The 23,249-nt window shown below is 68.1% G+C and carries 22 protein-coding genes; 11 read left to right on the top strand and 11 right to left on the bottom strand.

The genetic code is table 11. The features are described from left to right. The first annotated feature begins 41 nt into the window (after window positions 1-41). The 4 genes from AC3A84_RS16870 to AC3A84_RS16855 all read left to right on the top strand — a co-directional run bounded on the left by AC3A84_RS16870 (window position 42) and on the right by AC3A84_RS16855 (window position 3,458). The gene (locus AC3A84_RS16870; protein ID WP_487971187.1) at window positions 42-887 is read left to right on the top strand and encodes an ureidoglycolate lyase; all 846 of its coding nucleotides are present in this window, start codon (window positions 42-44) and stop codon (window positions 885-887) included. 10 nt (window positions 888-897) lie between these two features. Beyond that, window positions 898-1,668, top strand: coding sequence for an SDR family NAD(P)-dependent oxidoreductase (locus AC3A84_RS16865; protein WP_487971186.1), 771 nt, complete (start codon window positions 898-900; stop codon window positions 1,666-1,668). 78 nt (window positions 1,669-1,746) lie between these two features. Beyond that, a complete protein-coding gene (locus AC3A84_RS16860) occupies window positions 1,747-2,721 on the top strand; it encodes a Bug family tripartite tricarboxylate transporter substrate binding protein (RefSeq protein ID WP_487971185.1) in 975 nt (324 codons plus the stop codon). Then, a complete protein-coding gene (locus AC3A84_RS16855) occupies window positions 2,718-3,458 on the top strand; it encodes an SDR family oxidoreductase (protein ID WP_487971184.1) in 741 nt (246 codons plus the stop codon). Before AC3A84_RS16860 ends, AC3A84_RS16855 begins: the two co-directional genes overlap by 4 nt. Before the next feature lie 111 nt (window positions 3,459-3,569). Here AC3A84_RS16855 and AC3A84_RS16850 read toward each other — a convergent pair whose 3' ends face one another. Beyond that, window positions 3,570-5,630, bottom strand: a complete 2,061-nt coding sequence (locus tag AC3A84_RS16850; RefSeq protein WP_487971183.1) for a molybdopterin-containing oxidoreductase family protein — start codon at window positions 5,628-5,630, stop codon at window positions 3,570-3,572. A 203-nt stretch (window positions 5,631-5,833) separates the two neighbouring features. Between AC3A84_RS16850 and AC3A84_RS16845 the strand changes: the two genes are divergently transcribed. The 4 genes from AC3A84_RS16845 (at window position 5,834) to AC3A84_RS16830 (ending at window position 10,564) form a co-directional block, all read left to right on the top strand. Continuing rightward, window positions 5,834-6,976: an ABC transporter substrate-binding protein gene (locus AC3A84_RS16845; RefSeq protein ID WP_487971182.1), complete on the top strand. Its 1,143-nt coding sequence runs from the start codon at window positions 5,834-5,836 to the stop codon at window positions 6,974-6,976. A gap of 146 nt (window positions 6,977-7,122) precedes the next feature. Beyond that, window positions 7,123-8,343 (top strand): M20 aminoacylase family protein, encoded by a 1,221-nt coding sequence (locus AC3A84_RS16840; RefSeq protein ID WP_487971181.1) that lies wholly within the window; start codon window positions 7,123-7,125, stop codon window positions 8,341-8,343. A gap of 276 nt (window positions 8,344-8,619) precedes the next feature. Beyond that, window positions 8,620-10,245 carry a methyl-accepting chemotaxis protein gene (locus AC3A84_RS16835; RefSeq protein WP_487971180.1) on the top strand — a complete coding sequence of 542 codons (1,626 nt, stop codon included), beginning with the start codon at window positions 8,620-8,622 and terminating at the stop codon, window positions 10,243-10,245. A 64-nt stretch (window positions 10,246-10,309) separates the two neighbouring features. Beyond that, a complete protein-coding gene (locus AC3A84_RS16830) occupies window positions 10,310-10,564 on the top strand; it encodes an acyl-CoA-binding protein (protein WP_343592272.1) in 255 nt (84 codons plus the stop codon). A gap of 86 nt (window positions 10,565-10,650) precedes the next feature. Here AC3A84_RS16830 and AC3A84_RS16825 read toward each other — a convergent pair whose 3' ends face one another. Next, complete coding sequence (locus AC3A84_RS16825) at window positions 10,651-10,977, bottom strand: polyhydroxyalkanoic acid system family protein (protein WP_487971179.1); 327 nt, start codon at window positions 10,975-10,977, stop codon at window positions 10,651-10,653. After that, window positions 10,970-12,142 carry an aminopeptidase gene (locus tag AC3A84_RS16820; RefSeq protein ID WP_487971178.1) on the bottom strand — a complete coding sequence of 391 codons (1,173 nt, stop codon included), beginning with the start codon at window positions 12,140-12,142 and terminating at the stop codon, window positions 10,970-10,972. Before AC3A84_RS16820 ends, AC3A84_RS16825 begins: the two co-directional genes overlap by 8 nt. A gap of 53 nt (window positions 12,143-12,195) precedes the next feature. Here AC3A84_RS16820 and AC3A84_RS16815 point away from each other — a divergent pair, with 53 nt between their 5' ends. Then, window positions 12,196-12,879 carry a DNA-3-methyladenine glycosylase I gene (locus tag AC3A84_RS16815; RefSeq protein ID WP_487971177.1) on the top strand — a complete coding sequence of 228 codons (684 nt, stop codon included), beginning with the start codon at window positions 12,196-12,198 and terminating at the stop codon, window positions 12,877-12,879. 108 nt (window positions 12,880-12,987) lie between these two features. Here AC3A84_RS16815 and AC3A84_RS16810 read toward each other — a convergent pair whose 3' ends face one another. Continuing rightward, on the bottom strand, window positions 12,988-13,158 hold the full coding sequence (locus AC3A84_RS16810) for a hypothetical protein (protein ID WP_175518563.1): 171 nt from the start codon (window positions 13,156-13,158) through the stop codon (window positions 12,988-12,990). 161 nt (window positions 13,159-13,319) lie between these two features. Here AC3A84_RS16810 and AC3A84_RS16805 point away from each other — a divergent pair, with 161 nt between their 5' ends. Continuing rightward, window positions 13,320-14,612, top strand: a complete 1,293-nt coding sequence (locus AC3A84_RS16805; RefSeq protein WP_487971176.1) for a class I SAM-dependent methyltransferase — start codon at window positions 13,320-13,322, stop codon at window positions 14,610-14,612. A gap of 22 nt (window positions 14,613-14,634) precedes the next feature. Beyond that, a complete protein-coding gene (locus AC3A84_RS16800; RefSeq protein ID WP_487971175.1) occupies window positions 14,635-14,958 on the top strand; it encodes a DUF1840 domain-containing protein in 324 nt (107 codons plus the stop codon). A gap of 112 nt (window positions 14,959-15,070) precedes the next feature. Here the strand turns inward: AC3A84_RS16800 and AC3A84_RS16795 are convergent, their stop codons facing one another. The 7 genes from AC3A84_RS16795 to AC3A84_RS16765 form a co-directional block, all read right to left on the bottom strand. Further along, a complete protein-coding gene (locus tag AC3A84_RS16795) occupies window positions 15,071-16,060 on the bottom strand; it encodes a tripartite tricarboxylate transporter substrate-binding protein (RefSeq protein WP_487971174.1) in 990 nt (329 codons plus the stop codon). Window positions 16,061-16,301: 241 nt separating this feature from the next. Next, window positions 16,302-17,549 carry a phenylacetate--CoA ligase family protein gene (locus AC3A84_RS16790; RefSeq protein ID WP_487971173.1) on the bottom strand — a complete coding sequence of 416 codons (1,248 nt, stop codon included), beginning with the start codon at window positions 17,547-17,549 and terminating at the stop codon, window positions 16,302-16,304. 319 nt (window positions 17,550-17,868) lie between these two features. Continuing rightward, entirely contained in the window at window positions 17,869-18,678 is an 810-nt protein-coding gene (locus AC3A84_RS16785) for an ABC transporter ATP-binding protein (protein ID WP_487971172.1), read from the bottom strand. 205 nt (window positions 18,679-18,883) lie between these two features. After that, window positions 18,884-20,209, bottom strand: coding sequence for an ABC transporter substrate-binding protein (locus tag AC3A84_RS16780; RefSeq protein ID WP_092941250.1), 1,326 nt, complete (start codon window positions 20,207-20,209; stop codon window positions 18,884-18,886). 182 nt (window positions 20,210-20,391) lie between these two features. Continuing rightward, complete coding sequence (locus AC3A84_RS16775) at window positions 20,392-21,468, bottom strand: branched-chain amino acid ABC transporter permease (protein WP_487971171.1); 1,077 nt, start codon at window positions 21,466-21,468, stop codon at window positions 20,392-20,394. A 31-nt stretch (window positions 21,469-21,499) separates the two neighbouring features. Continuing rightward, window positions 21,500-22,429: a branched-chain amino acid ABC transporter permease gene (locus AC3A84_RS16770; protein ID WP_487971170.1), complete on the bottom strand. Its 930-nt coding sequence runs from the start codon at window positions 22,427-22,429 to the stop codon at window positions 21,500-21,502. Between the two features lie 8 nt (window positions 22,430-22,437). Continuing rightward, window positions 22,438-23,226 (bottom strand): ABC transporter ATP-binding protein, encoded by a 789-nt coding sequence (locus AC3A84_RS16765; RefSeq protein ID WP_487971169.1) that lies wholly within the window; start codon window positions 23,224-23,226, stop codon window positions 22,438-22,440. Window positions 23,227-23,249 lie beyond the last annotated feature (23 nt).

The following is a 23,249-nucleotide window of genomic DNA, read 5'->3' as shown; positions in this document are numbered from 1 at the left end:
CAGGGCGCTGTCCAGAATCCGACTCGCAAGGAGAACTCTTCATGAAACTGCTTCGATACGGCCCGCTGGGCCAGGAAAAGCCTGGCCTGCTCGATGCGGCCGGCACGCTGCGCGACCTTTCGGCCCATGTGGCCGACATCGGCGGTGCTGCCCTCTCGCCGGATTCGCTGGCCCGTCTGCGCGCCATCGACCCCTCCACGCTGCCCGCCGTGCCTGGCACGCCGCGCATCGGCGCATGCGTGGGCGCCATCGGCAAGTTCGTCTGCATCGGCCTGAACTACGCCGACCACGCGGCCGAGTCCAACATGCCGATTCCCGCCGAGCCCATCGTCTTCAACAAGTGGACCTCGGCCGTGGTCGGCCCCAACGACGACGTGAAGATCCCGCGCGGCTCGGAGAAGACCGACTGGGAGGTCGAGCTGGGCGTGGTCATCGGCAGCACCGCGAACTACGTGGACGAGGCCGACGCCCTGCGCCACGTGGCGGGCTATTGCGTGGTCAACGACGTCTCCGAGCGCAGCTACCAGCTCGAACGCGGCGGCACGTGGGACAAGGGCAAGGGCTGCGACACCTTCGGCCCCACGGGCCCCTGGCTGGTGACGGCCGACGAGGTGCCCGACCCGCATGCGCTCGATCTGTGGCTGGAGGTGGACGGCCGGCGCTTCCAGAACGGCAACACGCGCACCATGATCTTCAAGGTGCCGCAGCTCGTCGCCTACCTGAGCCGCTTCATGACGCTGCAGCCCGGCGACGTGATCTCCACCGGCACGCCGCCCGGCGTGGGCATGGGCGTCAAGCCCGAGCCGGTCTTTCTGCGCGCGGGCCAGACCATGCGGCTGGGCATCGAGGGCCTGGGCGAGCAGCGGCAGACGGCTGTGGATGCCTGAGGCCGGCGCCATGGTCCATTACGACTATGCAGGCCGCACGGCGGTCGTGACCGGCGGTGCCCAGGGCATCGGCCTGGCGGTGGCCCGCCGCCTGCTGGCGGGCAACGCCCGGGTCTGCCTCTGGGACCGCGATGCCGAGGCCATCGCGGCCGCGCAGCAGGCCCTCGTTGGCGTGGGCCCGGGCACGGTGGCCAGCGCCGTGGCCGGCGTGACGGTGGACATCACCGACTTCGCCCAGGTCGAGGTCGCCGTCCGGCAGACCGAGCATGGTGGCAGCCCCATCGCCATGCTGGTGCACAGCGCGGGCATCGCCGGCGCCAACATGCCGCTGGGCGACTACCCGCTGGACGAGTGGCGCAAGGTGCTGTCGATCAATCTGGATGGCGCCTTCCACGTCAACAAGGCCATCGTGCCGGGCATGGTGGCGCGTGGCTACGGCCGGGTGGTCAACATCGCCTCCATCGCGGGCAAGGAGGGCAACCCGAATGCCTCGGCCTACAGCGCCTCCAAGGCCGGCGTGATCGCGCTGACCAAGAGCCTGGGCAAGGAGACCGCCCTGAGCAACGTGGCGGTCAACGCCATCACGCCGGCGGCGGCGCGCACGCGGATCTTCGAGCAGATGTCGCAGCAGCACATCGACTACATGCTCTCGAAGATCCCGCGCGCACGCTTCGTCGAGGTGGACGAGGTCGCGGCGATGGTGGCCTGGCTGGTGTGCGAGGAGAACTCCTTCACCACCGGGGCGGTCTTCGACCTCTCGGGCGGGCGCGCCACCTACTGATACCGGCGGACGGCCGGCCGTGCCCTGGGGCACGGCCGGTCCGGCGCGAAAAAAAGAATTCACAACGGAGACAACGCCATGCACTTCAACAGACGCCAGATCATCGCCTCGGCCTGCGCCGCGGCACTGGGCAGCGGGGCCTCGCTCGCGAGGGCCGCCAGCGACTATCCCTCCAAACCCATCGAGCTCATCGTGCCCGTGGTGGCCGGCGGCGGCACCGACATCGTGGGCCGGGCCTTCGCGGAATCGGCCAAGAAATACCTGCCGCAGCAGCCGATGATCGTGGTCAACAAGCCCGGCGCCAGCGGCGCCATCGGCACGGCGGAGCTGATCAACGCCCGGCCCGACGGCTACAAGATCGGCATCATCATCTGCGAGATCGCCATCATCCCGAACCTGGGGATCACCAAGCAGACCGCTGCCGACGTGCGGCCCATCGCGCGGCTCAATGCCGACCCGGCCGCGATCACGGTGCGCGCGGATGCGCCCTGGCAGAACATCGAGGAATTCATCGCCGACGCGCGCAAGCGCAAGGAGCCGGTGTCCATCGCCAATGCGGGCATGGGCTCGATCTGGCACATGGCGGCAGCGGCCTTCGCCGAGAAGCTGGCGCTGCCGGTGAACCATGTGCCCTTCCTGGGCGCGGCGCCGGCGGCCGTCGCGCTGCTGGGCGGGCATGTGGATGCCATCGCGGTCAGCCCGGGCGAGGTGGCGCCGCACGTCGCCGCCGGCAAGCTGCGCACGCTGGCCGTGATGGCCGACCAGCGCGTGGGCGGCCTCTTCCAGCAGGTGCCCACGCTCAAGGAGCGCGGCATCGATCTGTCCATCGGCGTCTGGCGGGGCCTGGCCGTGCCCAAGGCCACGCCGCCCGACATCGTCCGCACGCTCAGCGACGTGGCGGCCAAGGCCGCGGCCGACCCGGTGTTCCGCGACACGCTGGCCAAGGCCAACTTGGGCTGGGCCTATGCCGATGCCGACGCGTTCCAGAAGGTGATTGACCACGACCGTGCCTTCTACGCCGAACTGGTACCCCGCCTGGGGCTGCAGAAATGACCGGGCGGCTCGCAGGCAAGACCGCCGTGGTCACCGCCGCCGGCCAGGGCATAGGCCGAGCCACGGCCCTCGCCATGGCGCGCGAAGGCGCCCAGGTCTGGGCCACCGACATCAGCGCTGCCGCGCTGGCCTCGCTGGAGGGCTCGGCAGGCATCCGCACGGCCGTGCTCGACGTCTGCGACCGCGCGGCGATCGATGCCTTCTTCGCCGGGCTCGACGCCATCGACGTGCTGTTCAACTGCGCGGGCATGGTGCATTCCGGCACCGTGCTGCAGGCCAGCGACGATGACTGGGCGCAGGCCATGGACCTCAACGTGCGCTCGCAGTTCTGGAGCATCCGCGCGGCGCTGCCACGCATGCTGCAACAGGGCGCGGGCAGCATCGTCAACATGGCCAGCGTCGCCAGTTCGGTGAAGGGGCTGCCCAACCGCTGCGTCTATGGCGCCAGCAAGGCGGCCGTCATCGGGCTGACCAAGTCGGTGGCGATGGACTATGTGGGCGCGGGCATCCGCTGCAACAGCATCTCCCCCGGCACGGTGGACACGCCCTCGCTGGCAGGGCGCATCGCCGCCATGGGCGATGCCGAGGCGGCCCGCCGCCAGTTCGTGGCCCGCCAGCCCATGGGGCGGCTCGCCACGGCCGACGAGATCGCGCCTCTGGTGGTGTTCCTGGCCAGCGACGAGTCTTCGTTCGTCACGGGGCAGAACTACGGCATCGATGGCGGGATCACGATTTAGGGCGCCTAACGAAACCTTTCTGGCGTGGTTGCCCCATCTTGTCGTACTACTCGTACTGCCTGCGATGTAGCGCCGGGCCATATCCGTTTCGCCGGGCCTTGTCAGCCGCTATCAGGCTTCGACCGCCTCCACCTGCACCACGCAGTCATAGAACGTGGGCGCCGCGCCCAGGTCGGTCAGGGCCTGGCTGGTCAGCTCGTTCACGTTGGTGCCGCTCACGCCGAACTTGCGCCACCAGATGCCCAGGCCGTTGACCACGCCGGGGCGCGCGCGCTGGTTCACGGCGGCATGGCATTCGTAGCTGCCGCGGGCGTTGAAGACGCGCACCCGCCCGCCGTCGGAAATGCCGCGCGCGGCGGCGTCGTCGGGGTGGATTTCCAGCACCGGCTGCGTCTCGATATTGCGCAGGCTCTTGACGTTCACGAAAGTGGAGTTGAGGAAGTTGCGTGCCGGCGGCGAGATCATGGCCAGCGGGTATTCGGCCGACACGCCGGCCCGCTCGCGGTTGGGCAGGTGGTCGGGCACCGGGTCCAGCCCCTGTGCGGCCAGGCGTTCGCTGTGGAATTCGCACCGGCCCGAAGGCGTGGGGAAGCCGCCTTCGGCATAGGGTGCATCGGGCGCGGGCAGGGTGGCGAAGCCCTCGTCCAGCAGCTGTTGGAAGTCCACATGGCTGCCGTAGGCCTGGCGGCACAGATCTTCGTCGCTGTCGGCAAAACAGGGGTCGGTGAAGCCCATGCGCGCGGCCAGGTCGCGGAAGATCTGCGTGTTGGGGCGGGCCTGGCCGACGGGGGCGATGGCCGGGCGGTTGAGCAGCACATCGGTGTGGCCGTAGGCGACGTGAATGTCCCAGTGCTCCAGTTGCGTGGTGGCGGGCAGCACGTAGTCCGCGTAGTCGGCGGTATCGGTCTGGAAGTGTTCGAGGACCACGGTGAAGAGGTCTTCGCGCGCGAAACCGGCCACCACCCTGGCCGAGTCGGGGGCCACGGCGACCGGGTTGCTGTTGTAGACCACCAGCGCGTCGATGCGCGGGCCGAAGGCGTCGGACGCGGGCCGCAGCAGGTCGTCGCCGATGGTGGACATGTTCAAGGTGCGCGGCGGCTGGCCCGCGGGCATCAGGTCGGGTCGCTGCAGCGCGGCGCGCTGCACGGGGAACATGCCGGAGCTGGACATGAGCAGACCCCCCGCCCGGTGCCGCCAGGCGCCCACCAGCGCGGGCAGGCAGGCCACGGCGCGGGTGGCGTTGCCGCCGCCGCGGGCGCGCTGCATGCCGTAGTTCAGGCGGATGGCGGCCGGGCCGGTGGTGCCGTAGTCGCGCGCCAGGCGGCGGATCTGCTCGACGGGAAGGCCGCAGACTTCGGCGGCGCGCTCGGGAGGCCACTGCAGGGCGCGTTCGCGCAGGGACGCCCAGCCCAGCGTGTGGCGGGCGATGTAGTCGTGGTCCAGCCAGTCGTTGGCGATGAGTTCGTGCATCAGCGCCAGCGCCAGGGCGGCGTCGGTGCCGGGCAGCAGCTGCAGATGTTCGTGGCACTTGTCGGCCGTCTCGCTCTTGCGCGGGTCGATGCACACCAGCCGAGCGCCTTCTCGCTTGGCCTGCTGCGCGTAGCGCCAGAAATGCAGGTTGCTGCCGATGGAGTTGCTGCCCCAGATGAGGATCAGCTTCGATTCTGCGAACCATTCGACCTTCATGCCGACCTTGCCGCCCAGCGTCTGGTTCAGGCCTTCGCCGCCGGCTGAGGCGCAGATGGTGCGGCCCAGCAGGGAGGCGCCCAGGCGGTGGAAGAAGCGACGGTCCATGCTCTCGCCCTGCACGAGGCCCATGGTGCCGGCGTAGCTGTAGGGCAGGATGGCCTGTGGGTCGTGTGCAGCGATGGCGCCCAGGCGCTCGGCGATGTCGTCCAGGGCATCGTCCCAGCTGACGGGGATGAACTGCCCGCTGCCCTTGGGGCCGCTGCGCTTCAGGGGGGTGAGCAGGCGTTCCGGGTGGTGGGTGCGCTCTGCGTATTTGGAGACCTTGGCGCACAGCACGCCGTCGGTGTGGCTGTGCGCGGGGTTGCCCTGCACACGGATGGCGATGCCGTTCTCGACGGTCGTCAGCAGCGCGCAGGTGTCGGGGCAGTCGTGGGGGCAGGCCCCGCGCACGGTCTGCGGGGTGGAGGCGGTGGTGGCGGTCATCGGCGTAATGATGTCGTGGGGCCGGAGGGAAAAGTAGGGGGCGGTCGCTAAACTGCCCGGTGGGGGAGGAAAACTGCTGGGGTGATCGCAATCCAAGAACCCAAGGGAATGCACAAGGGGCTGCGATCGGGCGCGGCGGGGCGGCCTGCATGACAGGCCGCCCCGCCCCTCAGCCAGATTCACCGGAATCGGGACATTTCACCATGAAGCAGAACCACACGCCTAGCGGGCGAAGAGAGTTTTCCATCGGCCTGGGCGCTGCGGCGTTGGGCGGTTTCGCCAGCGTGCAGGCCCAGAGCGATGGCCCGCTGGTGCTAGGCCAGTCGGCGGCCCTGTCCGGGCCGGCTGCGCAGCTGGGCCTGCAGTTCCAGCAGGGGGCGAAGCTCTTCTTCGACCAGTACAACGCGCAAGGCCCGCGGCGGCCGGTGGAACTGCGCAGCCTCGACGATGGCTACGAGCCCGAGCGCTGCGTTGCCAACACCCGCCAGTTCATCGCGGACGACGTGTTCGCGCTCTTCGGCTACATCGGCACGCCCACCAGCCTGGCCGCGCTGCCGCTCGCCACGCAGGCGAGGCTGCCGTTTTTCGCCCCCTTCACCGGGGCGGGAGCACTGCGCCAACCCTTCAACCGGCTGGTGTTTCACGTGCGGGCCTCGTACGACGACGAGACCGCGCTCATCACCCGCCAGCTCACGCATCTGGGCCTTACGCGCATCGCCGTCCTGCACCAGAACGACAGCTACGGCCGTGCGGGGCTGGACGGCATGGTGCGCGCGCTGGCCGAGCAGCGCCTGGAGCCCGTTGCCCGTGCCACCGTAGAGCGCAATTCAGGCGATGTGACGGCGAGTGTGCGTACCCTGGTGGCGGCCCGGCCGGAGGCGATCGTGCTGGTCTGCACCTACGGGGCGAGCGCCGCCTTCACGCGGGCGGCACGCAAGGCCGGCTACGGCGGCAACTTCTACAACCTGTCCTTCGTCGGCACGCAGGCGCTGGCCGACGCGCTGGGCAAGGAAGGCGCCGGCGTGGTCGTCTCGCAGGTCATGCCCTCGCCCTACCAGACCACCAAGCAGATCACGCGCGAATTCCTCGATGCGATCAAGAAGGGCGGCGGGAAGGTGCAGGCCAACTATTCCACTCTGGAGGGCTATCTGGCTGGCCGGGTGTTCGGCGAAGGCTTGCGCCGTGCGGGCGAGCGGCCCACGCGCGAGGGCCTCATCACCGGGCTGGAGTCCATCGGGCCGCAGGGTGTGTCGGGCTTTCCGCTCAGCTTCAGCGCCAGCAGCCATGCGGGCTCGCGCTTCGTCGAGATGTCCATGTTGACGGGCGACGGGCGCGTGCTGGTCTGATGCCTTGCGGCGCGTGCCGGGGCGAGCGTGGCGCGATTCATGCTGCAGTGGCAGTGCCTGATTTCCCATCGTCCGAATAACCCCGCATGGCCGCCCGCCGTGCGCGGGCCTAGACTCCGCAGAACAGCCAAGGAACACTTTTGCCCATGAAAGTCATCGACTCCATCGTCGCGCAGGCCGCATCCATCGCCGCCCTGCGGCGCGACATCCACGCCCATCCCGAGCTCTGCTTCGAAGAAGTGCGTACCGCCGACCTGGTCGCCGCCAAGCTCACAGAGTGGGGCATCCCCATCCACCGGGGCCTGGGCAAGACCGGCGTGGTCGGCATCCTCCAGGGGCGCGATGGCGGGGCTTCGGGCCATGCCATCGGCCTGCGCGCGGACATCGACGCGCTGCCCATCACCGAGTTCAACACCTTCGAGCACGCCAGCAAGCACGCGGGCAAGATGCACGCCTGCGGCCATGACGGCCACACCGCGATGCTGCTGGCTGCGGCGCAGCACCTTGCCAGGCACCGCGACTTCGACGGCACCGTCTATCTGATCTTCCAGCCGGCCGAAGAGGGCGGCGGCGGCGCGCGCGAGATGATGAGCGACGGCTTGTTCGAGAAGTTCCCCATGCAGGCGGTGTTCGGCATGCACAACTGGCCTGGCATGAAGGCCGGACAGTTCGCCGTGAGCCCCGGCCCGGTGATGGCTTCCAGCAACGAATTCAAGATCGTCGTCCGCGGCAAGGGTAGCCACGCCGCCATGCCGCACATGGGTATCGACCCGGTGCCGGTGGCCTGCCAGATGGTGCTGGCCTTCCAGAACATCATCAGCCGCAACAAGAAGCCGGTGGATGCGGGCGTGATTTCGGTCACCATGGTCCACACGGGCGAGGCCACCAATGTGGTGCCCGACAGCTGCGAACTGCAGGGCACGGTGCGCACCTTCACCATCGAGGTGCTCGACATGATCGAGCGCCGCATGAAGCAGGTGGCCGAACACACCTGTGCCGCGCACGACGCGACCTGCGAATTCGAGTTCGTGCGCAACTACCCGCCTACCGTCAACTCGCCGGCCGAAGCGGAGTTCGCCCGCAAGGTCATGCAGGGCATCGTGGGCGAGGCCAACGTCGTGCCGCAGGAGCCCACCATGGGCGCGGAAGACTTCGCCTACATGCTGCAGGCCAAGCCCGGCGCCTATTGCTTCATCGCCAACGGCGACGGAGACCACCGCGCCATGGGCCATGGCGGCGGCCCCTGCACGCTGCACAACCCCAGCTACGACTTCAATGACGACCTGATCCCGATGGGCGCCACCTACTGGGTGCGACTCGCTCAGGATTGGCTGGCGGCGCGCTCGGCAGCCGCACCGGCTGCCTGAGCGGTCTCACCTCGTGGTTCAGGCCTGAAGAAAGGCGGCGGTGGCGTGTGAGCCGTCGCCGCCTTTTTTGTCGCCTCTTCGCTTGGTGATGCTTGCCGCGGCAGCTGGAATCGCTTTCCGCGGGCCGGAACGGCGCGGAATTTGTCCCGTGGGCGACTCTTCCCGTGGTGCGCCACTCCCGGCTGTTTGAAAATGTTACGGCCACCGTGCCGTGCTGTTTTTCATGGACGGGGCGCTGGCACTGCCTGGAAAACCTTGACCGTGAGGATTCGGACCATGATGACGGCACCGCCATCCAGTACCGTTGCCCGCCGCCTGTTGCTGGCCAACGGCGTAATCCTGCTGTTGCTGGTCTCCACGGGCGTTGCCATCTGGTTCATGATGGGGCGGCTCATCGTCGATGCCCAGGAGGTGCGGGCCAGCAGCGTGCCGCAGCTGCAGCGCATCGCGGAGCTGGAGCTCAACGTGACGCGGGTATCGCTGCAGCTGCGGCACGCGATCTTGTCGCGCAACCCGCAGGAAATGGACGCCGCGCTGGCTGACATCGGCGAAAAGCGCCAGGTGCTGCAACGCACGCTGCAGGCCTTCGGCGACGGCATGATCTCGGAAGAAGGGCGCAGTGCTTTTGCTCCCTTGCCTGGACTGATGCAGGAATTCTGGGCGATGGGCGAGCGCAACATCCAGCTCATCCGGGAAGGCCGCAAGGACGACGCTTTCGCCTTCCTGGTGGACCAGACCATTCCAGCCCGTAACCGCCTGCTGGCGCCGTTGGGTCGGGAGAAGGACCGCCAGGGCGAGGGCCTCGCGGCCCGCATCAGCGAGGTGACGGAGCTGGCCGCCACCGACCGTGTGATCACCCTTGCCGCCATGCTGCTGCTGGGGGCCTGCCTGCTGGGCCTGGGCGCCTACTTGCGTTCGATAGTGCGGCAGCTGGGTGGCGACCCGGATCGCTTGCGCCGGGCGGCCGATGCGGTGGCCCGCGGTGATCTGTCGGCCCACATCGCGCTGCGCCCGGGCGACAGCAGCAGCATCATGGCGGCGATGGCCCGCATGAGCGCGCAGCTCGCCGATGTGGTGCGCACGGTGCGCGCCAGCGCACAGAACGTGTCGGACGCCAGCGGGGAGATCGACGCCGGCAACCACGACCTTTCCGTGCGTACCGAGCGGCAGGCCGCAGCGCTGGAGCAGACGGCTGCATCCATGGAGGAGCTGGGCTCCACCGTCCGCCAGAACGCCGACAGCGCCCGCCTTGCCAACGAGCTGGCGCAGAACGCATCGACTGTGGCCGAGGAGGGCGGCGCTGTGGTCGCCCAGGTGGTGGAGACCATGCGCGGCATCCAGGATTCCAGCCGCCGCATCGGCGATATCACCGGCGTGATCGACGGCATCGCCTTCCAGACCAACATCCTGGCGCTCAACGCCGCCGTGGAAGCGGCCCGCGCGGGCGAGCAGGGCCGGGGCTTCGCCGTGGTGGCCTCTGAGGTGCGCGTACTGGCCCAGCGCAGCGCTGACGCGGCGCGCGAGATCCGCCAGCTCATTACCGACAGCGGCCAGCGCGTGGATGCCGGCAGCCAGCTGGTGGACCAGGCCGGCCAGACCATGCACCAGGTGGTCGCCGCCATCCGCCGCGCGACCGATCTGATGGGAGAGATCAGCGCGGCCAGTTCCGAGCAGAGCTCGGGCGTGGACCAGGTCGGCGAGGCCATCGCCCACATCGACCAGGCGACGCAGCAGAACGCCGCGCTGGTCGAGGAGATGGCCGCGGCCACGAGCAGCCTGAGCGCACAGGCCCATGAGCTGGTCCGGGCCACGGCGGTGTTTCGATTGGCGGGCGAGGAGGGCGGCCTGATGCAGGCCGGGCCGGCGGTGCCTGTCACGCAGGCGCGCAGGCTGGCGGGGTGATGGGGCCAAGGCGCTCTGCCTTGCCTTACCATGCCCTTTTACCCAACCACACGGAGACCGTTGCATGTCCGACCTGAACGCTGCCTTCGAGGCCGCCGTTGCCCAGTCCAAGAACCTGAGCGAGCGCCCTGACAACCCCACGCTGCTGAAGATCTACGCGCTCTACAAACAGGCCACGGCCGGCGACAACGCCGAGAAGAAGCCCAGCTTCACCGACGTGGTGGGCCGCGCCAAGTGGGACGCCTGGGAAAAGCTCAAGGGCACGAGCGGCGACGCCGCCCGCCAGCAGTACATCGACCTGATCGAATCGCTGAGCTGATCGCTCGCGGCCCTGCTGCCGCAACGGCTGCGGCTATGCACGCCCCCGTCCGCCACGCTGTGGCGCGGGGGCGTTTTGCATGGGGCTCAGGCCGTCCGGTGCATTGGCTGTGCGGCAAGCAGCTTGTCGAACTGCGCTTCGATCTCGGCCGCGATGCGGTCCTTGAAGGCGGCGAAGAGAAAGCCCAGCTCGGCCTGCAGCTCGAAGCGCTCGCCGGTCACCTGCAGCGTGCCTTCCATGCCGGGCCGGCTGAAGTGCAGGGTGTCGCCGGCATCGGCCGGGCCTTCGGCATAGGTGCATTGCATGTCGAACTTGGCCTGGGCCTTCTCCGCCCATTGATGGGCAGCCTGGCGTGCAGCGGGCAGGCCCAGGGCGTGCGGGCGGTGGATGTGCAGGGTGTTGTGGTCAGGCAAGCGGGGGCTCCGTGCGGTGGGGTGGGTGGTCGGGGGAGGAGGACGCCGGCATCAGTGCGTGCAGGTCCGCATCGCGCTGGGCGCGCGGCGCGTTGGCCAGGGTGCGCACGGCGGCGTAGAAGCGCGGCCAGTCGCGGCCTTCGCGCTCGAACAGAGCGATGAAGGCGGGCACCAGATCGTCGTAGGCGGCCTGGGCGCCGAAGCTGGCGTTGTTGGCGGTGCGCACCCACTGGTCCAGCCCGGCGAGCTGCGCGGGCGTGGCGCCGCCAGACAGCCACCGGGCGCGCAGCGCGGCGTAGTCGTCGCGGAATTGCTCGAATGCTCTCTTTTTCATAGCTTCAAGCGCAGATTTTTCCTGGGCTGGGCCCGGTTTTGACGCATAGATGGTGGCCAGCCGATCCCGCGTGGCTCGGGTGAGGTCGCGGAAAGCCTGGCGGCGCGCCTCGCTGGCGGCGTAGTCGGCCCGCGCCTGGGGCGTGGCCCGTTCGCCCAGCCAGCGCTGCACGCCCATGCGCTCGACGGCGGTGGCGAAGGATTCGTTGAAGCGCGTGTCGCCCTGGGCATAGACCACCTGGTGCGCCAGTTCGTGGAACAGCAGCCGCACGAAGTCGCCCTCGGGCCAGCCGATGAAGGTGTTCAGCAGCGGGTCGCCGCCGGCCCAATTCATGTAGCCCAGCGTGGAATAGGCCGGCACGCCATAGACGCTGGTTTCCAGCCCCTGGGCCTGTAGGCGCTCGGCCTCGGCGCGGGCGGTGTTCTCGTCGAAATAGCCCCGGTAGCCGATGCAGCCGGTGACCGGAAAGCACCAGGTGTGCAGCGTGAGGCTGTAGGGCCCGGCCGCCACCACGTTCCACACGGCGGCGCGGCGGCCCAGGTCGGCATAGCGGCGGTAGCTGGCGTTGTCGGGCAGGCCCAGTTCGGTCACGGCGAAGCGGCGGGCCTGCTGCGCCAGCTGCAGGCGTTCGCGCAGCGCGGCGCTGGTCGTCGGGCGCGCCAGCCAGTCGTCGATGGGCTCGGCCGCGCTCATCAGCTGCAGGTGCCCGCGCGCGGACTGCCAGTAATAGGCCAGCGATTGGCCGGTGCCGGCGCAGCCCGCGAGCAGCAGGCTCAGGGCGATGGCGGGCACCCAGGTGGGCGCAAGGGCGAGGGCGCGAAGACGTGGCATGGGGCCAAGCATAGCGATCCTCGCCTGCGCGGCGATGGCCCGAGAATGGCGCCATGCCTACCCACGCCGCTCCCCTCGACCCGCAGCCCACCGCCGTGGATGCCGCCACCGGCCTTTTCTCCGACGAGGGCGGCTGTCCGCGCTGCGGCTGGTGCCGCGCCACGCCGGCCTACCGGCACTATCACGACCACGAATGGGGTTTCCCGGTGGCCGATGACCGGCGCCTCTTCGAGAAGCTCTGCCTGGAAGGCTTCCAGGCCGGCCTCAGCTGGATCACCATCCTGAACAAGCGCGAGGCCTTTCGCGCCGGTTTCGCGCAGTTCGATGCCGAGCAGGTGGCACGTTTCGGCCCGGCGGACGTGGAGCGCCTGCTGGCCGACGCCGGCATCGTGCGGCATCGCGGCAAGATCGAATCGGCCATCGGCAATGCGCAGTGCGTGTTGGAGCTGCGCCGGGAATTCGGCTCCCTCGCGCACTACATCTGGCGTTTCGAGCCCCTGGCCCAGCAAGGGCGCCCGCCACGCCTGACGGCCGCAGTGGCGCGCACGCTGACCACCTCGCCTGCGGCGCTGGCGCTCTCCAAGGACCTGAAAAAGCGCGGCTTCCGTTTCGTGGGGCCGACCACTATGTACGCCTTCATGCAGGCCATGGGCTTGGTCAATGACCACTTCGACGGCTGCCACGTCCGTCAGAAAGCGCTGGATGCGCGGGCTGACTTCCAGGTGCCGCGGGCCTGAAGCGCGAAGCGCGGGCGAAAAAAAACCCTCCGCAGGGGAGGGCTCGGGATACGGCGCGGGGGCCCCGGTGGAGCCGCCGCGAGCAGGCGCGCGCGAGGCGCCGCCCGATCAGCCGCCCTTCTTGGAGCGCTTGCCGGGGTTCTTCTTGCTGCGCGTGGCAACGCCACGCTCCAGGCTCACGCGCTGGCCACGGCCGGGCGTTGCCAGGGTCACGCCGGGAGGGGTGACGGGACGGGGGGTACGCTTGCGGTCGGCTTCGGTAACGATCTTGTTGCCCATGGTGGCAGCTCCTGCAGAAGAAAATTTCAAGAAATGAGAACCCGCTATTAGGCCATAGCCTGCGGCGCCTGCCCAACAGGGGCTTCGCCGAGACCCTGGGCGCAGTGATTTGTAGGGCGCTACGGTTTGACTCCCGCCTCTAAAAAGGCATACATAAACGCATGAACGCTTTTTCCGATGCCTTGCAGGCCCGGCTGGAAGGGCTGCCTGTGGGTCTGGCGCTGGAGTTGCCCGGCGGCCAGCAGGTCGGCCCAGCCGACGCACCTGTCGCATTGCGCTTTCATGACCGGCGCTCGCTCACCGCGCTCGTGCTGGGCGAGATCGGCGACGTAGGCGCTGCGATCGTCGAAGGGCGGGTGCTGCTGCAGGGTTCCATGCGTGATTTGATGGCCGCCGCCGCAGGACTGCTGCGCGGCGACCCGGCGCGCGCCAACGCCGGCTGGTGGCAGCAGATGATGGCCCGGGCGCGATCGCGCGCGGTCCACACCATCGCGCGCGACGCGCGGCAGGTGCAGTTCCATTACGACCTTTCCGACGACTTCTACGCGCTGTGGCTGGACCCGCGCCGGGTCTATTCCTGCGCCTACTACCCCCGGGCCGACATGACGCTCGCGCAGGCGCAGGAGGCCAAGCTCGACCTCATCTGCCGCAAGCTGCGGCTCGCGCCGGGCGAGCGCCTGCTCGACATCGGCGCTGGATGGGGCGGGCTGCTGCTGTGGGCGGCCGAGCGCTATGGCGTGGACGCCACCGGCATCACGCTGTCGCGCAACCAGCATGCCCATGTGCAGCGCCTGATCGAAGAAAGCGGGCTGCAAGGCCGTGTGCGCGTGCGCCTGTGTGACTGGCGCGAGCTGGAGGCCGAAGGCGGCGGCTACGACAAGATCGCGTCGGTCGGCATGTTCGAGCATGTGGGCCGGGCGCACATGCCCGAATACTTCCGCCACGTGCGCAGCCTGCTGCGACCGGGTGGCCTGCTGATGAACCACGGCATCACCGCCGGCGGCGTGGATAACGCCCAGCTGGGCGCCGGTCTGGGGGACTTCATCGAGAAATACATCTTTCCTGGCGGCGAGCTGCTGCATGTGAGCGCCGTGCTGCACGACATGGCCGGGGCGGGCCTGGAGATGGTGGACACCGAGAACCTGCGGCCGCACTACGCGCGCACGCTCTGGGCCTGGTCCGACGCGCTGGAGAGCCGGCTGGACGAAGCCCTGGCCGTGCTGTCCCGGCAGCAGGGGCCCGAGGCGGCGGGCCGCGCGCTGCGCGCCTACCGGCTCTACCTGGCCGGCAGCGCCATGGGTTTCGAGCGGGGCTGGATGGCCCTGCACCAGATGGTGGCCATCCGGCCGGATGGCCACCTGCAGACGGGAACGATGGTCGGCGCGCAGTCCGACTATCCGTTCCACCGCGAGTCCCTATATTCGGGGCTTACGAACCCACTTCCGGCGCCGTGACGACGTGCGGCACCTCATCACCATGCTCTACAAATTCAAATCCCGCGCCACCGCCGACGTGATCATGCTGGAGGCCAACGGCCGGCAGCTGCTGGAGATCATGGGCAAATCGCCCGACGCGCATGGCATCGTCACCGTGGCGCAGATTCCTGCCGCCCTGGAGGCGCTGCAGGCAGCCGTCTCGCAGGACCAGGCCCGCTCCAAGGCATCGGAGGAGGAGGACCAGGGCGAAAAGGGCTCCGGCAGCGAGAAGGCCGCGCCCGCCGTGCATCTGTACCAGCGCGCCGCCCCGCTGATCGACATGCTGCGCCGCAGTGCTGCCGAGAAGGCCGACGTTATCTGGTGATCTGAGGCGCGCGGGCAGCGGAGGCCCCGCGGCTTTTGCTTTGGCGTTTTGCGGGCGCAAAAAAGCCGCCTGGCTCGGGTGCGCAGGCGGCGAGTGATTCAGCAGCCGGAGGTCAGTCTGCGTACGTGCCGGCGGCCTTGATGATGGGGCCCCACTTGTTGATCTCGGCTTGCACGAACTTCTTGTGTTCGGCGGGCTCGACGCGCTTGTCGGCCACCACCACGGCGCCCAGGCCTTCCTGCTTCTTGATGAAGTCCGGGTCCTTCACGGCGGCCTTCACGGCCTCGTTCAGCTTGGCCAGCACCGGGGCGGGCGTGCCCTTGGGCGCGTAGAGGCCGTGCCAGATGGTCACCTCGAAGTTCGGCAGGCCAGACTCGGCCAGCGTGGGCAGGTCCTTGAGCGAGGGCGTCTTCAGGCGTTGCGCCGTGCTCACGGCATAGGCCTTCACCTTCTTGGCCTCGATCTGCGAGGTGGTGTTGGTGGTCTGGTCGCACAGCAGGTCGATCTGGCCGCCGATCAGGTCGGTGATGGCCGGTGCCGTACCCTTGTAGGCGATGGTGGTCATTTCGACCTTGGTGGCGCTCTGGAACAGCAGGCCGCACAGGTGCGAGGCGGCACCCAGGCCGGCGTTGCCCAAGTTGATCTTGCCCTTGTTCTGCTCGATCCAGGTGGCCAGTTCCTTGTAGTTGTTGGCTGGCAGCGTGGGGCGGCCGATCAGCGTCATGGGCACGTCGTTCACGATGCCCAGGTACTCGAAGTCGTTGGGCACGCTGAACGGCAGCTTGCGGTACAGCGCTGGCATGGTGGCCATGCCGATGTGGTTGAGCAGCAGCGTGTAGCCGTCGGCAGTCGCACGCGCCACCTTGGCCGTGCCGATGGTGCTGCCAGCGCCGGCAGCGTTTTCGATCACCACACTGACGCCGCCCAGCGGCTTGCGCAGCGCTTCTGCCAGGTCACGCGCCACGCGATCGGTGGGGCCGCCAGCGGAGAAAGGCACCACGATGGTGACTGTGCGGTCCTTGGCCGGGAAGTCCTGGGCGAAGGCGCCGAAGGCCACGGTGGCAGCGATGGCGGACAGTGCGAATTGGAACGGCTTTTTCATGATGCTCCTACAGAAAAGAGGCGCCATGATGTCATCGGACCCAACCCTTGGCATTAAGGTAATCACTAGCCGCAGGGGCATTCGTATTCAAATGTTTTTGCCTCGAAGCCCTTTTGTATCCTTGATGTAATGCTATTAAAAGCGGAGCATGTGGGTACTACGTATGCGCTGGCGGTGTGCGCTGGCACGCAACCCGCACGGGCCTGCCCGGGGGCGGTGGCTGGCAGGCCTGCATCCGCGATTAGCGATAGCTGCGTACGTCCTCGATCACGCGGCCATCGTTGGGCAGCGAGCCCGGCGGCGTGACCTGCACCTCGCAACGCAGCTTGGTCACTTCGCGCACGGCAGCCGCGAGCTGCTCGGCGAGGCCGCCGGAGGTTTCGGCCGATTCGACCCGCAGCACCATCTGGTCGCTGGCCATCTCGCCGCTCACCACCAGCCGCGCGCGCAGCACCTGCGGAAAGCGCTTGGCCACCGCGGCGATCTGGCCGGGATGCACGAACATGCCGCGCACCTTGGTGGTCTGGTCGGCCCGGCCCAGCCAGCCGCGGATGCGGGTCTGCGTGCGGCCCGTGGGGCAGGACCCGGGCAGCACGGCCGAGAGGTCGCCCGTGCCGAAGCGGATCAGCGGGTAGTCGGGGTTGAGCGTTGTGACCACGACCTCGCCCACCTCGCCCTCGGGCACCGGGTCGCCGGTGCCAGGGCGCACGATCTCCACGATCACGCCTTCGTCGAGCACCAGGCCTTCACGGGCGGTGGTCTCGTAGGCCACCAGGCCCAGGTCGGCCGTGGCGTAGCACTGGTATCCGGCCACGCCGCGCTCGGCGAACCAGTCGCGCAGCGAGGGTGGAAAGGCCTCGCCCGACACCAGCGCCTTGGTCAGGCCGGGCAGGGCCACGCCCAGCTCGGCGGCCTTTTCGAGAAGGATCTTGAGAAAACTCGGCGTGCCCGTGTAGCCGGCCGGGCGCAGGTCGGCCATGGCCTGGACCTGCTGTTCCGTCTGGCCGGTGCCGCCCGCGAACACGGTGCAGCCCAGCGCCTGCGCGCCGCCTTCCATCATCGAGCCGGCCGGCACGAAGTGGTAGCTGAAGCTGTTGTGGACCAGTTCGCCCGCGCGAAAGCCCGCCGCGTGCAGCGCCCGCGCCATGCGCCAGTAGTCGCGCCGCGTGCCTTCGGGCTCGTAGATCGTGCCGGGGCTGGCGAAGACGCGCGGCATGGCCGCGCCGAAGGCCAGCGCGCTGAAGCCGCCGAACACGTCGCGCGCGCGCTGCGCCTGCTGGCGCTCCAGCAGCTCGTGCTTGCGCGTGACGGGCAGCTGGGCCAGCGCCTGGCGGCTGGTGACGCCGCCGGCCTCCACGCCTGCCAGGATCTCGGCTAACGCGGGCGAGCGCCGCTGCGCCTGCGCGATCTGCCCCGGCAGCGCGGCCAGCAGCGCGGCCTCGCGCTCCTGCGGGCTGCGGGTCTCCAGGGCGTCGTGGAAGGTGCTCATGCCGGAACTCCTGCGTGTGTTTTGTACGAATCTGCCGCTGGCGCCTGTATCTCAAGCGCGAGTTGCTATGGCAATTGAAAGGATGGCTAAAGCCACATGGCACGGCATTCACCGCCGCACGGCCTAGCCCAGCGGCAGCCGCGCAAGGGCCGCCCCGCCGCGCCGGCTGCGTCCCCCTTCCCGGATCGCGCAGCGGTGCGAGAGAAGGGGCTGAGGGTCGCGGCTCCGAGCCTGCCTGCGCAGGCTTGGACGTGCCCGAAGAGCCGATGCTTCCAGCATCGGTGCCGAGGGGCGCAGCGCCTCAGGGGGTTGTTCATCTTTAGGCCAGCCACCGCTTGCGCCGCTTGTAGCTCTTGACGTCGCGAAAGCTCTTGCGCTCGCCGCCGCCCATGCCCAGGTAGAACTCCTTGACATCCTCGTTGCTGGCCAGATCGCTGGCGGCGCCGTCCATCACCACGCGGCCGCTTTCCATGATGTAGCCGTAGTCGGCGTACTTCAGCGCCATGCCGGTGTTCTGCTCGGCCAGCAGGAAGGTCACTTTCTCCCGGGCGTTCAGGTCTTTGACGATGTGGAACACCTCATCGACGATCTGCGGCGCCAGGCCCATGGAGGGTTCGTCCAGCAGCACCACGCTCGGGTTGGCCATCAGTGCGCGGCCGATGGCGCACATCTGCTGCTCGCCGCCCGAGGTGTAGGCCGCCTGCGACGTGCGGCGGGTCTTCAGGCGCGGAAAGTAGGTGTACACCTTCTCCAGATTGGCCGCGATCTCGGCGCGGTCGGTGCGGGTGTACGAGCCCGTCATCAGGTTCTCTTCGATGGTCAGGTGGGCGAAGCAGTGGCGCCCCTCCATCACCTGCACCACGCCACGCCGCACCAGATCGACGGGCGAGAGGTTCTCGATGCGCTCGCCGCGCAGCTCGATGCTGCCCTTGGTGACCGCGCCGCGCTCGCCCTGCAGCAGATTGGAGATGGCGCGCAGCGTGGTGGTCTTGCCCGCGCCGTTGCCGCCCAGCAGGGCAACGATGCCGCCTTCGGGCACCTGCAGCGAAACGCCCTTGAGCACCAGGATCACGTGGTTGTAGATGACCTCGATGCCGTTGACGTTCAGGACGATGTTCTTGGGTTCCATGGTGTTGCCTTCGCTGTGCCAATCGGAAGGGCTGCCGTGCAGCGCTTTCGGCTGGCGGCTGTAAAACAGCCTGGAAAACCGGCGCGGACCACGGCAGCAGACGCCGCAGAAGCGGCTTTGCCGGGCTGCTGGCGTCGTCCCTCTTCCCGCGGCGCGCAGCGCCAAGAGAGAAGGGAGAACGCGCGCAGCGCCTCAGGGGGGGATCTCAAGACTGGCAGTCGGCTGCGTCGCGCCGCGTCATCTTCTTGTCGGCCAGGTACTTGTCGGAGCCGGCCTTGATCATGGGTTTCAGGATCTGCTCATCCGCCTGGTACCAGTCGGAGGAGAAGTTCCACTTCTTGCCGTCCCAGGTGTGCACGCGCGCCCAGGTCGATCCCATGTGGTCGGAGCAGCTCGTGGACAGAGGCCGCATGATGTCGGTGAAGCCCAGCGCGTCAAGCCGCTTCTGGTCGAGCGCCAGGTTCTCCATGCCCCAGCGCACCTGCTCGCCCGTCATGACCTTGCCCTTGCCGAAGCGCTCCTGCGCGCGGCGCACGGACTCCACGGCCAGCATCTGGATGATCACGCCGCGCGTGTACAGCACCGAGCCCACTTCGTCCTTCGGCCCCGTGCCCTGGCCCTTGTCGTGCACGTTCTTCAGGATGTCCTGGATTACCTTGGACTGCGTGCCGTAGCCGTTCAGCGCCAGCGCGTGGTAGCCCTTGGCGCCTTCGCCCACGTCGCGCACATCGGGCTCGGCACCGGCCCACCACACGCCATAGAGCTTGTCGCGGGGGAAACCCGTGGCCTGCGCTTCTTTCAGCGCTGTGGAGTTCATCACGCCCCAGCCCCACAGAAGCACGTAGTCGGGGCGGCTCTGGCGCACCTGCAGCCAGGTGGCTTTCTGCTCGACGCCAGGGGCGGTCACGGGCAGCATCTGCAGCTCGAAGCCGTGCATCTTGGCGCGTTCCTGCAGCACGGGAATGGGCTCCTTGCCGAACGGGCTGTCGTGATAGACCAGCGCGATCTTCTTGCCCTTGAGCTTGTCCAGTCCGCCGGCCTGCTTGCCGATGTGCTGGATCAGGATGTCCGCGCCCGTCCAGTAGCTGCCCATGAAGGGGAAGTTCCACTTGAAGGCCATCCCGTCCTGCGCGACCGACAGGCCGTAGCCCAGCGTCATCAGCGGGATCTTGTCCACCGGGGCTTTTTCGGTCAGGGCGAAGGTGATGCCGGTGGCCTGCGGGTCGAACAGCGCCACGCCGGGGCGGCTCTTCAGGCGCTCATAGCACTCCACGCCGCGGTCGGTGGCGTAGCCGGTCTCGCATTCCTCGAACGTGAGCTTGACGCCGTTCACGCCGCCGTCCCGGGCGTTGATCATCTTGATGTAGTCCTGCTTGCCGTTGGCCCACGGCACGCCGTTGGGCGCATACGGCCCCGTGCGGTACGACAGCAGCGGAAAGAACTGCTCCTTGGCCTGCGCGAAGGCGCTGGTCGCCACGGACACACTGCCTGCCGCCACGAGGGCAGCGATCACGAGTTTCGAAAGCTTCATTTGTCTCTCCTTGGAAATTGAATGGTCTGAAGCACGGGGGGAATGGGCAAGCCTTTCAGTCCAGCGGGCGCGGTACATCGGTGGGACGCCGAGCAAGGGCCGCCCCGCAGCGAGGGCGTCGTCCCCCTTCCCGCGTAGCGAGAGAAGGGGATTCGCGAAGCGACTCAGGGTGGTGTGTCATGTCAGTGCGGGAAGGGCCAGAGGCGCAGCTTCTGCTTGGCCGTGGACCACAGCTTGGCCAGGCCGTGCGGCTCGACGATGAGGAACCACACGATGAGCGCGCCGAAGATCATCAGCTCGGCATGCGACACGCCGGCCGTGGAGATGCCGATGCCGAACAGGCCGAGCAGTGCCGGCAGGAACTGGTTGAGCACGATGGGCAGCACCACGATGAACGCCGCACCGAAGAAGCCGCCCATGATCGAGCCCAGTCCGCCGATGATCACCATGAACAGCAGCCGGAAGGACACCTCGACCGAGAACGCAGCAGGCTCCCACGCACCCAGGTGCACGAAGGCCCACAGCGCGCCGGCCATGCCGACGATGAACGAGCTGACGGCGAAGGCGCTGAGCTTGGCGTACATGGGGCGGATGCCGATCACTGCGGCGGCCACGTCCATGTCGCGGATGGCCATCCACTCGCGGCCCACCGCGCCGCGCACCAGGTTCTTGGCCAGCAGCGCCACCACCACGAGCAGGGCCAGGCAGAAGAGGTACTTGGACTGCGCGCTCTCGATGGGCATGCCGAGCACCTGCAGTCCGTTGACCGACACCGAGCCCGAGTCGGAATGGTTGGTGAACCACTTGATGCGCAGGAACATCCAGTCGCTGAAGAACTGCGCTGCCAGCGTCGCCACTGCAAGGTACAGCCCCTTCACGCGCAGGCTCGGCAGCCCGAAGAGGATGCCGAAGAACGTGGCGCACAGCCCGCCCAGCACGATGGCGGGAATGAGCGGCAGGCCCGGCAGCCGCACGAAGAAGTTGTAGGCCCCGTAGGCGCCCACGGCCATGAAGGCGCCGGAGCCCAGCGAGATCTGCCCGCAGTAGCCCACGAGGATGTTCACCCCCAGCGCCGCCATCGACATGATGACCAGCGGGATCAGGATGGCGCGGAAGAAATAGTCGCTTGCCAGCATCGGCACGGCGACGAAGGCCACCGCCAGCAGCACCGCGATGGCGATGCGGTCCTGCGCGATGGGAAAGATCTGCTGGTCGGCGCGGTAGCTCGTCTTGAACTGGCCGTTTTCGCGGTAGATCATGGCGTGTCTCCTGTGTTCTGGTCGTTATGGGTTACACGCGGTCAATGATCTTCTCTCCGAACAAGCCCTGGGGCCTGAAGAGGAGGAAGACCAGCGCCAGCACATACGCGAACCAGATCTCGATGCCCCCGCCCACGAACGGACCCAGGTACACCTCGGAGAGCTTCTCGCCCACGCCAATGATCAGCCCGCCCAGGATGGCGCCCGGCACCGAGGTGAGTCCGCCCAGGATCACCACCGGCAGTGCGCGCAGCGCCACCGTGGTGAGCGAGAACTGCACGCCCAGCTTGCTGCCCCAGATCATTCCGGCCACCAGCGCCACCACGCCCGCCACGCACCACACGATCACCCAGATGCGGTTGAGCGGAATGCCGATGGACTGCGCCGCCTGGTGGTCGTCCGCCACGGCGCGCAGCGCGCGGCCGGTGGAGGTCTTCTGGAAGAAGACGCTCAGCAGGATCACCAGGCCGGCGGCGATGGCGGCGGCGATCACGTCTTCCTTGTTGATGAGTACGCCGCCTTCGAAGATCGAATCGAACGCGAAGATCGGCTCCTTGGGCATGCCGATGTCGATCTTGTAGATGTCGCTGCCGAAAATCGTCTGGCCCAGGCCTTCCAGGAAGTAGGTGATGCCCAGCGTCGCCATGAGCAGGGTAGCGCCTTCCTGGTTCACCAGATGGCGCAGCACCAGACGTTCGATGCACCAGGCCACGATGAACATGAGCGCGCCCGCCAGGATGAAGGCCACTACGCCGGCGAAAAGGACGCTCTCGATGCCGGTCCACTTCGGAATCCATTCCGAGAGCCGCGCCATCGCGAGCGCGGCGAACAGCACCATCGCCCCCTGCGCGAAGTTGAAGACGCCCGAGGCTTTGTAGATCAGCACGAAGCCCAGCGCCACCAGCGAATACAGCATGCCGGCCATGAGCCCGCCGATGAGGGTTTCCAGAAAGAATGCCATGGTGGTCCTCAGTGCGATGTGCCGAGATAGGCGCTGATCACGTCTTCGTTTCTGCGCACTTCGTCCGGCGTGCCGTCGCCGATCTTCTTGCCGTAGTCCAGCACGACCACGCGGTCGGAGATGTCCATCACCACGCCCATGTCGTGCTCGATGAGCACGATGGTGGTGCCGAACTCGTCGTTCACGTCGAGCACGAAGCGGCACATGTCCTGCTTTTCCTCGACGTTCATGCCCGCCATCGGCTCGTCCAGCAGCAGCACCTGCGGCTCCATGGCCAGGGCCCGGCCCAGATCCACGCGCTTTTGCAGGCCGTAGGGCAGCTGGCCCACGGGGGTCTTGCGCCAGGCCTGGATCTCCAGGAAGTCGATGATGTGTTCGACGAATTCCCGGTGGCGGATCTCCTCGCGCTCGGCCGGCCCCCATCGCAGCGCCTGCAGTAGCAGGTTGCTTTTGATCTTCAGGTTGCGGCCCGACATGATGTTGTCGATCACGCTCATGCCCTTGAAGAGCGCCAGGTTCTGGAAGGTGCGCGCCACGCCCATCTCGGCCACTTGCCGGCTGTTCATGTGCGAGAAGGTCTGGCCGCGGAAGGTGATGGAGCCTTCCTGCGGCGCATAGACGCCGTTGATGCAGTTGAGCATGGAGCTCTTGCCCGCGCCGTTGGGGCCGATGATGGCGCGGATCTCGTGCTCGCGCACGTCGAACGAGATGTCGGTCAGCGCCTTCACTCCGCCGAACCGCAGGCTGATGTTGCGCACGTCGAGGATGACGTCGCCGATCTTCTTGGGTGTGGTCATGGGGCCGTCGTTGCGGTGCTTGA

It is taken from the genome of Paracidovorax sp., assembly GCF_057642795.1.
Note: the sequence above shows the minus strand (reverse complement) of the source record. Positions and strands in the feature narration are given on the sequence as shown.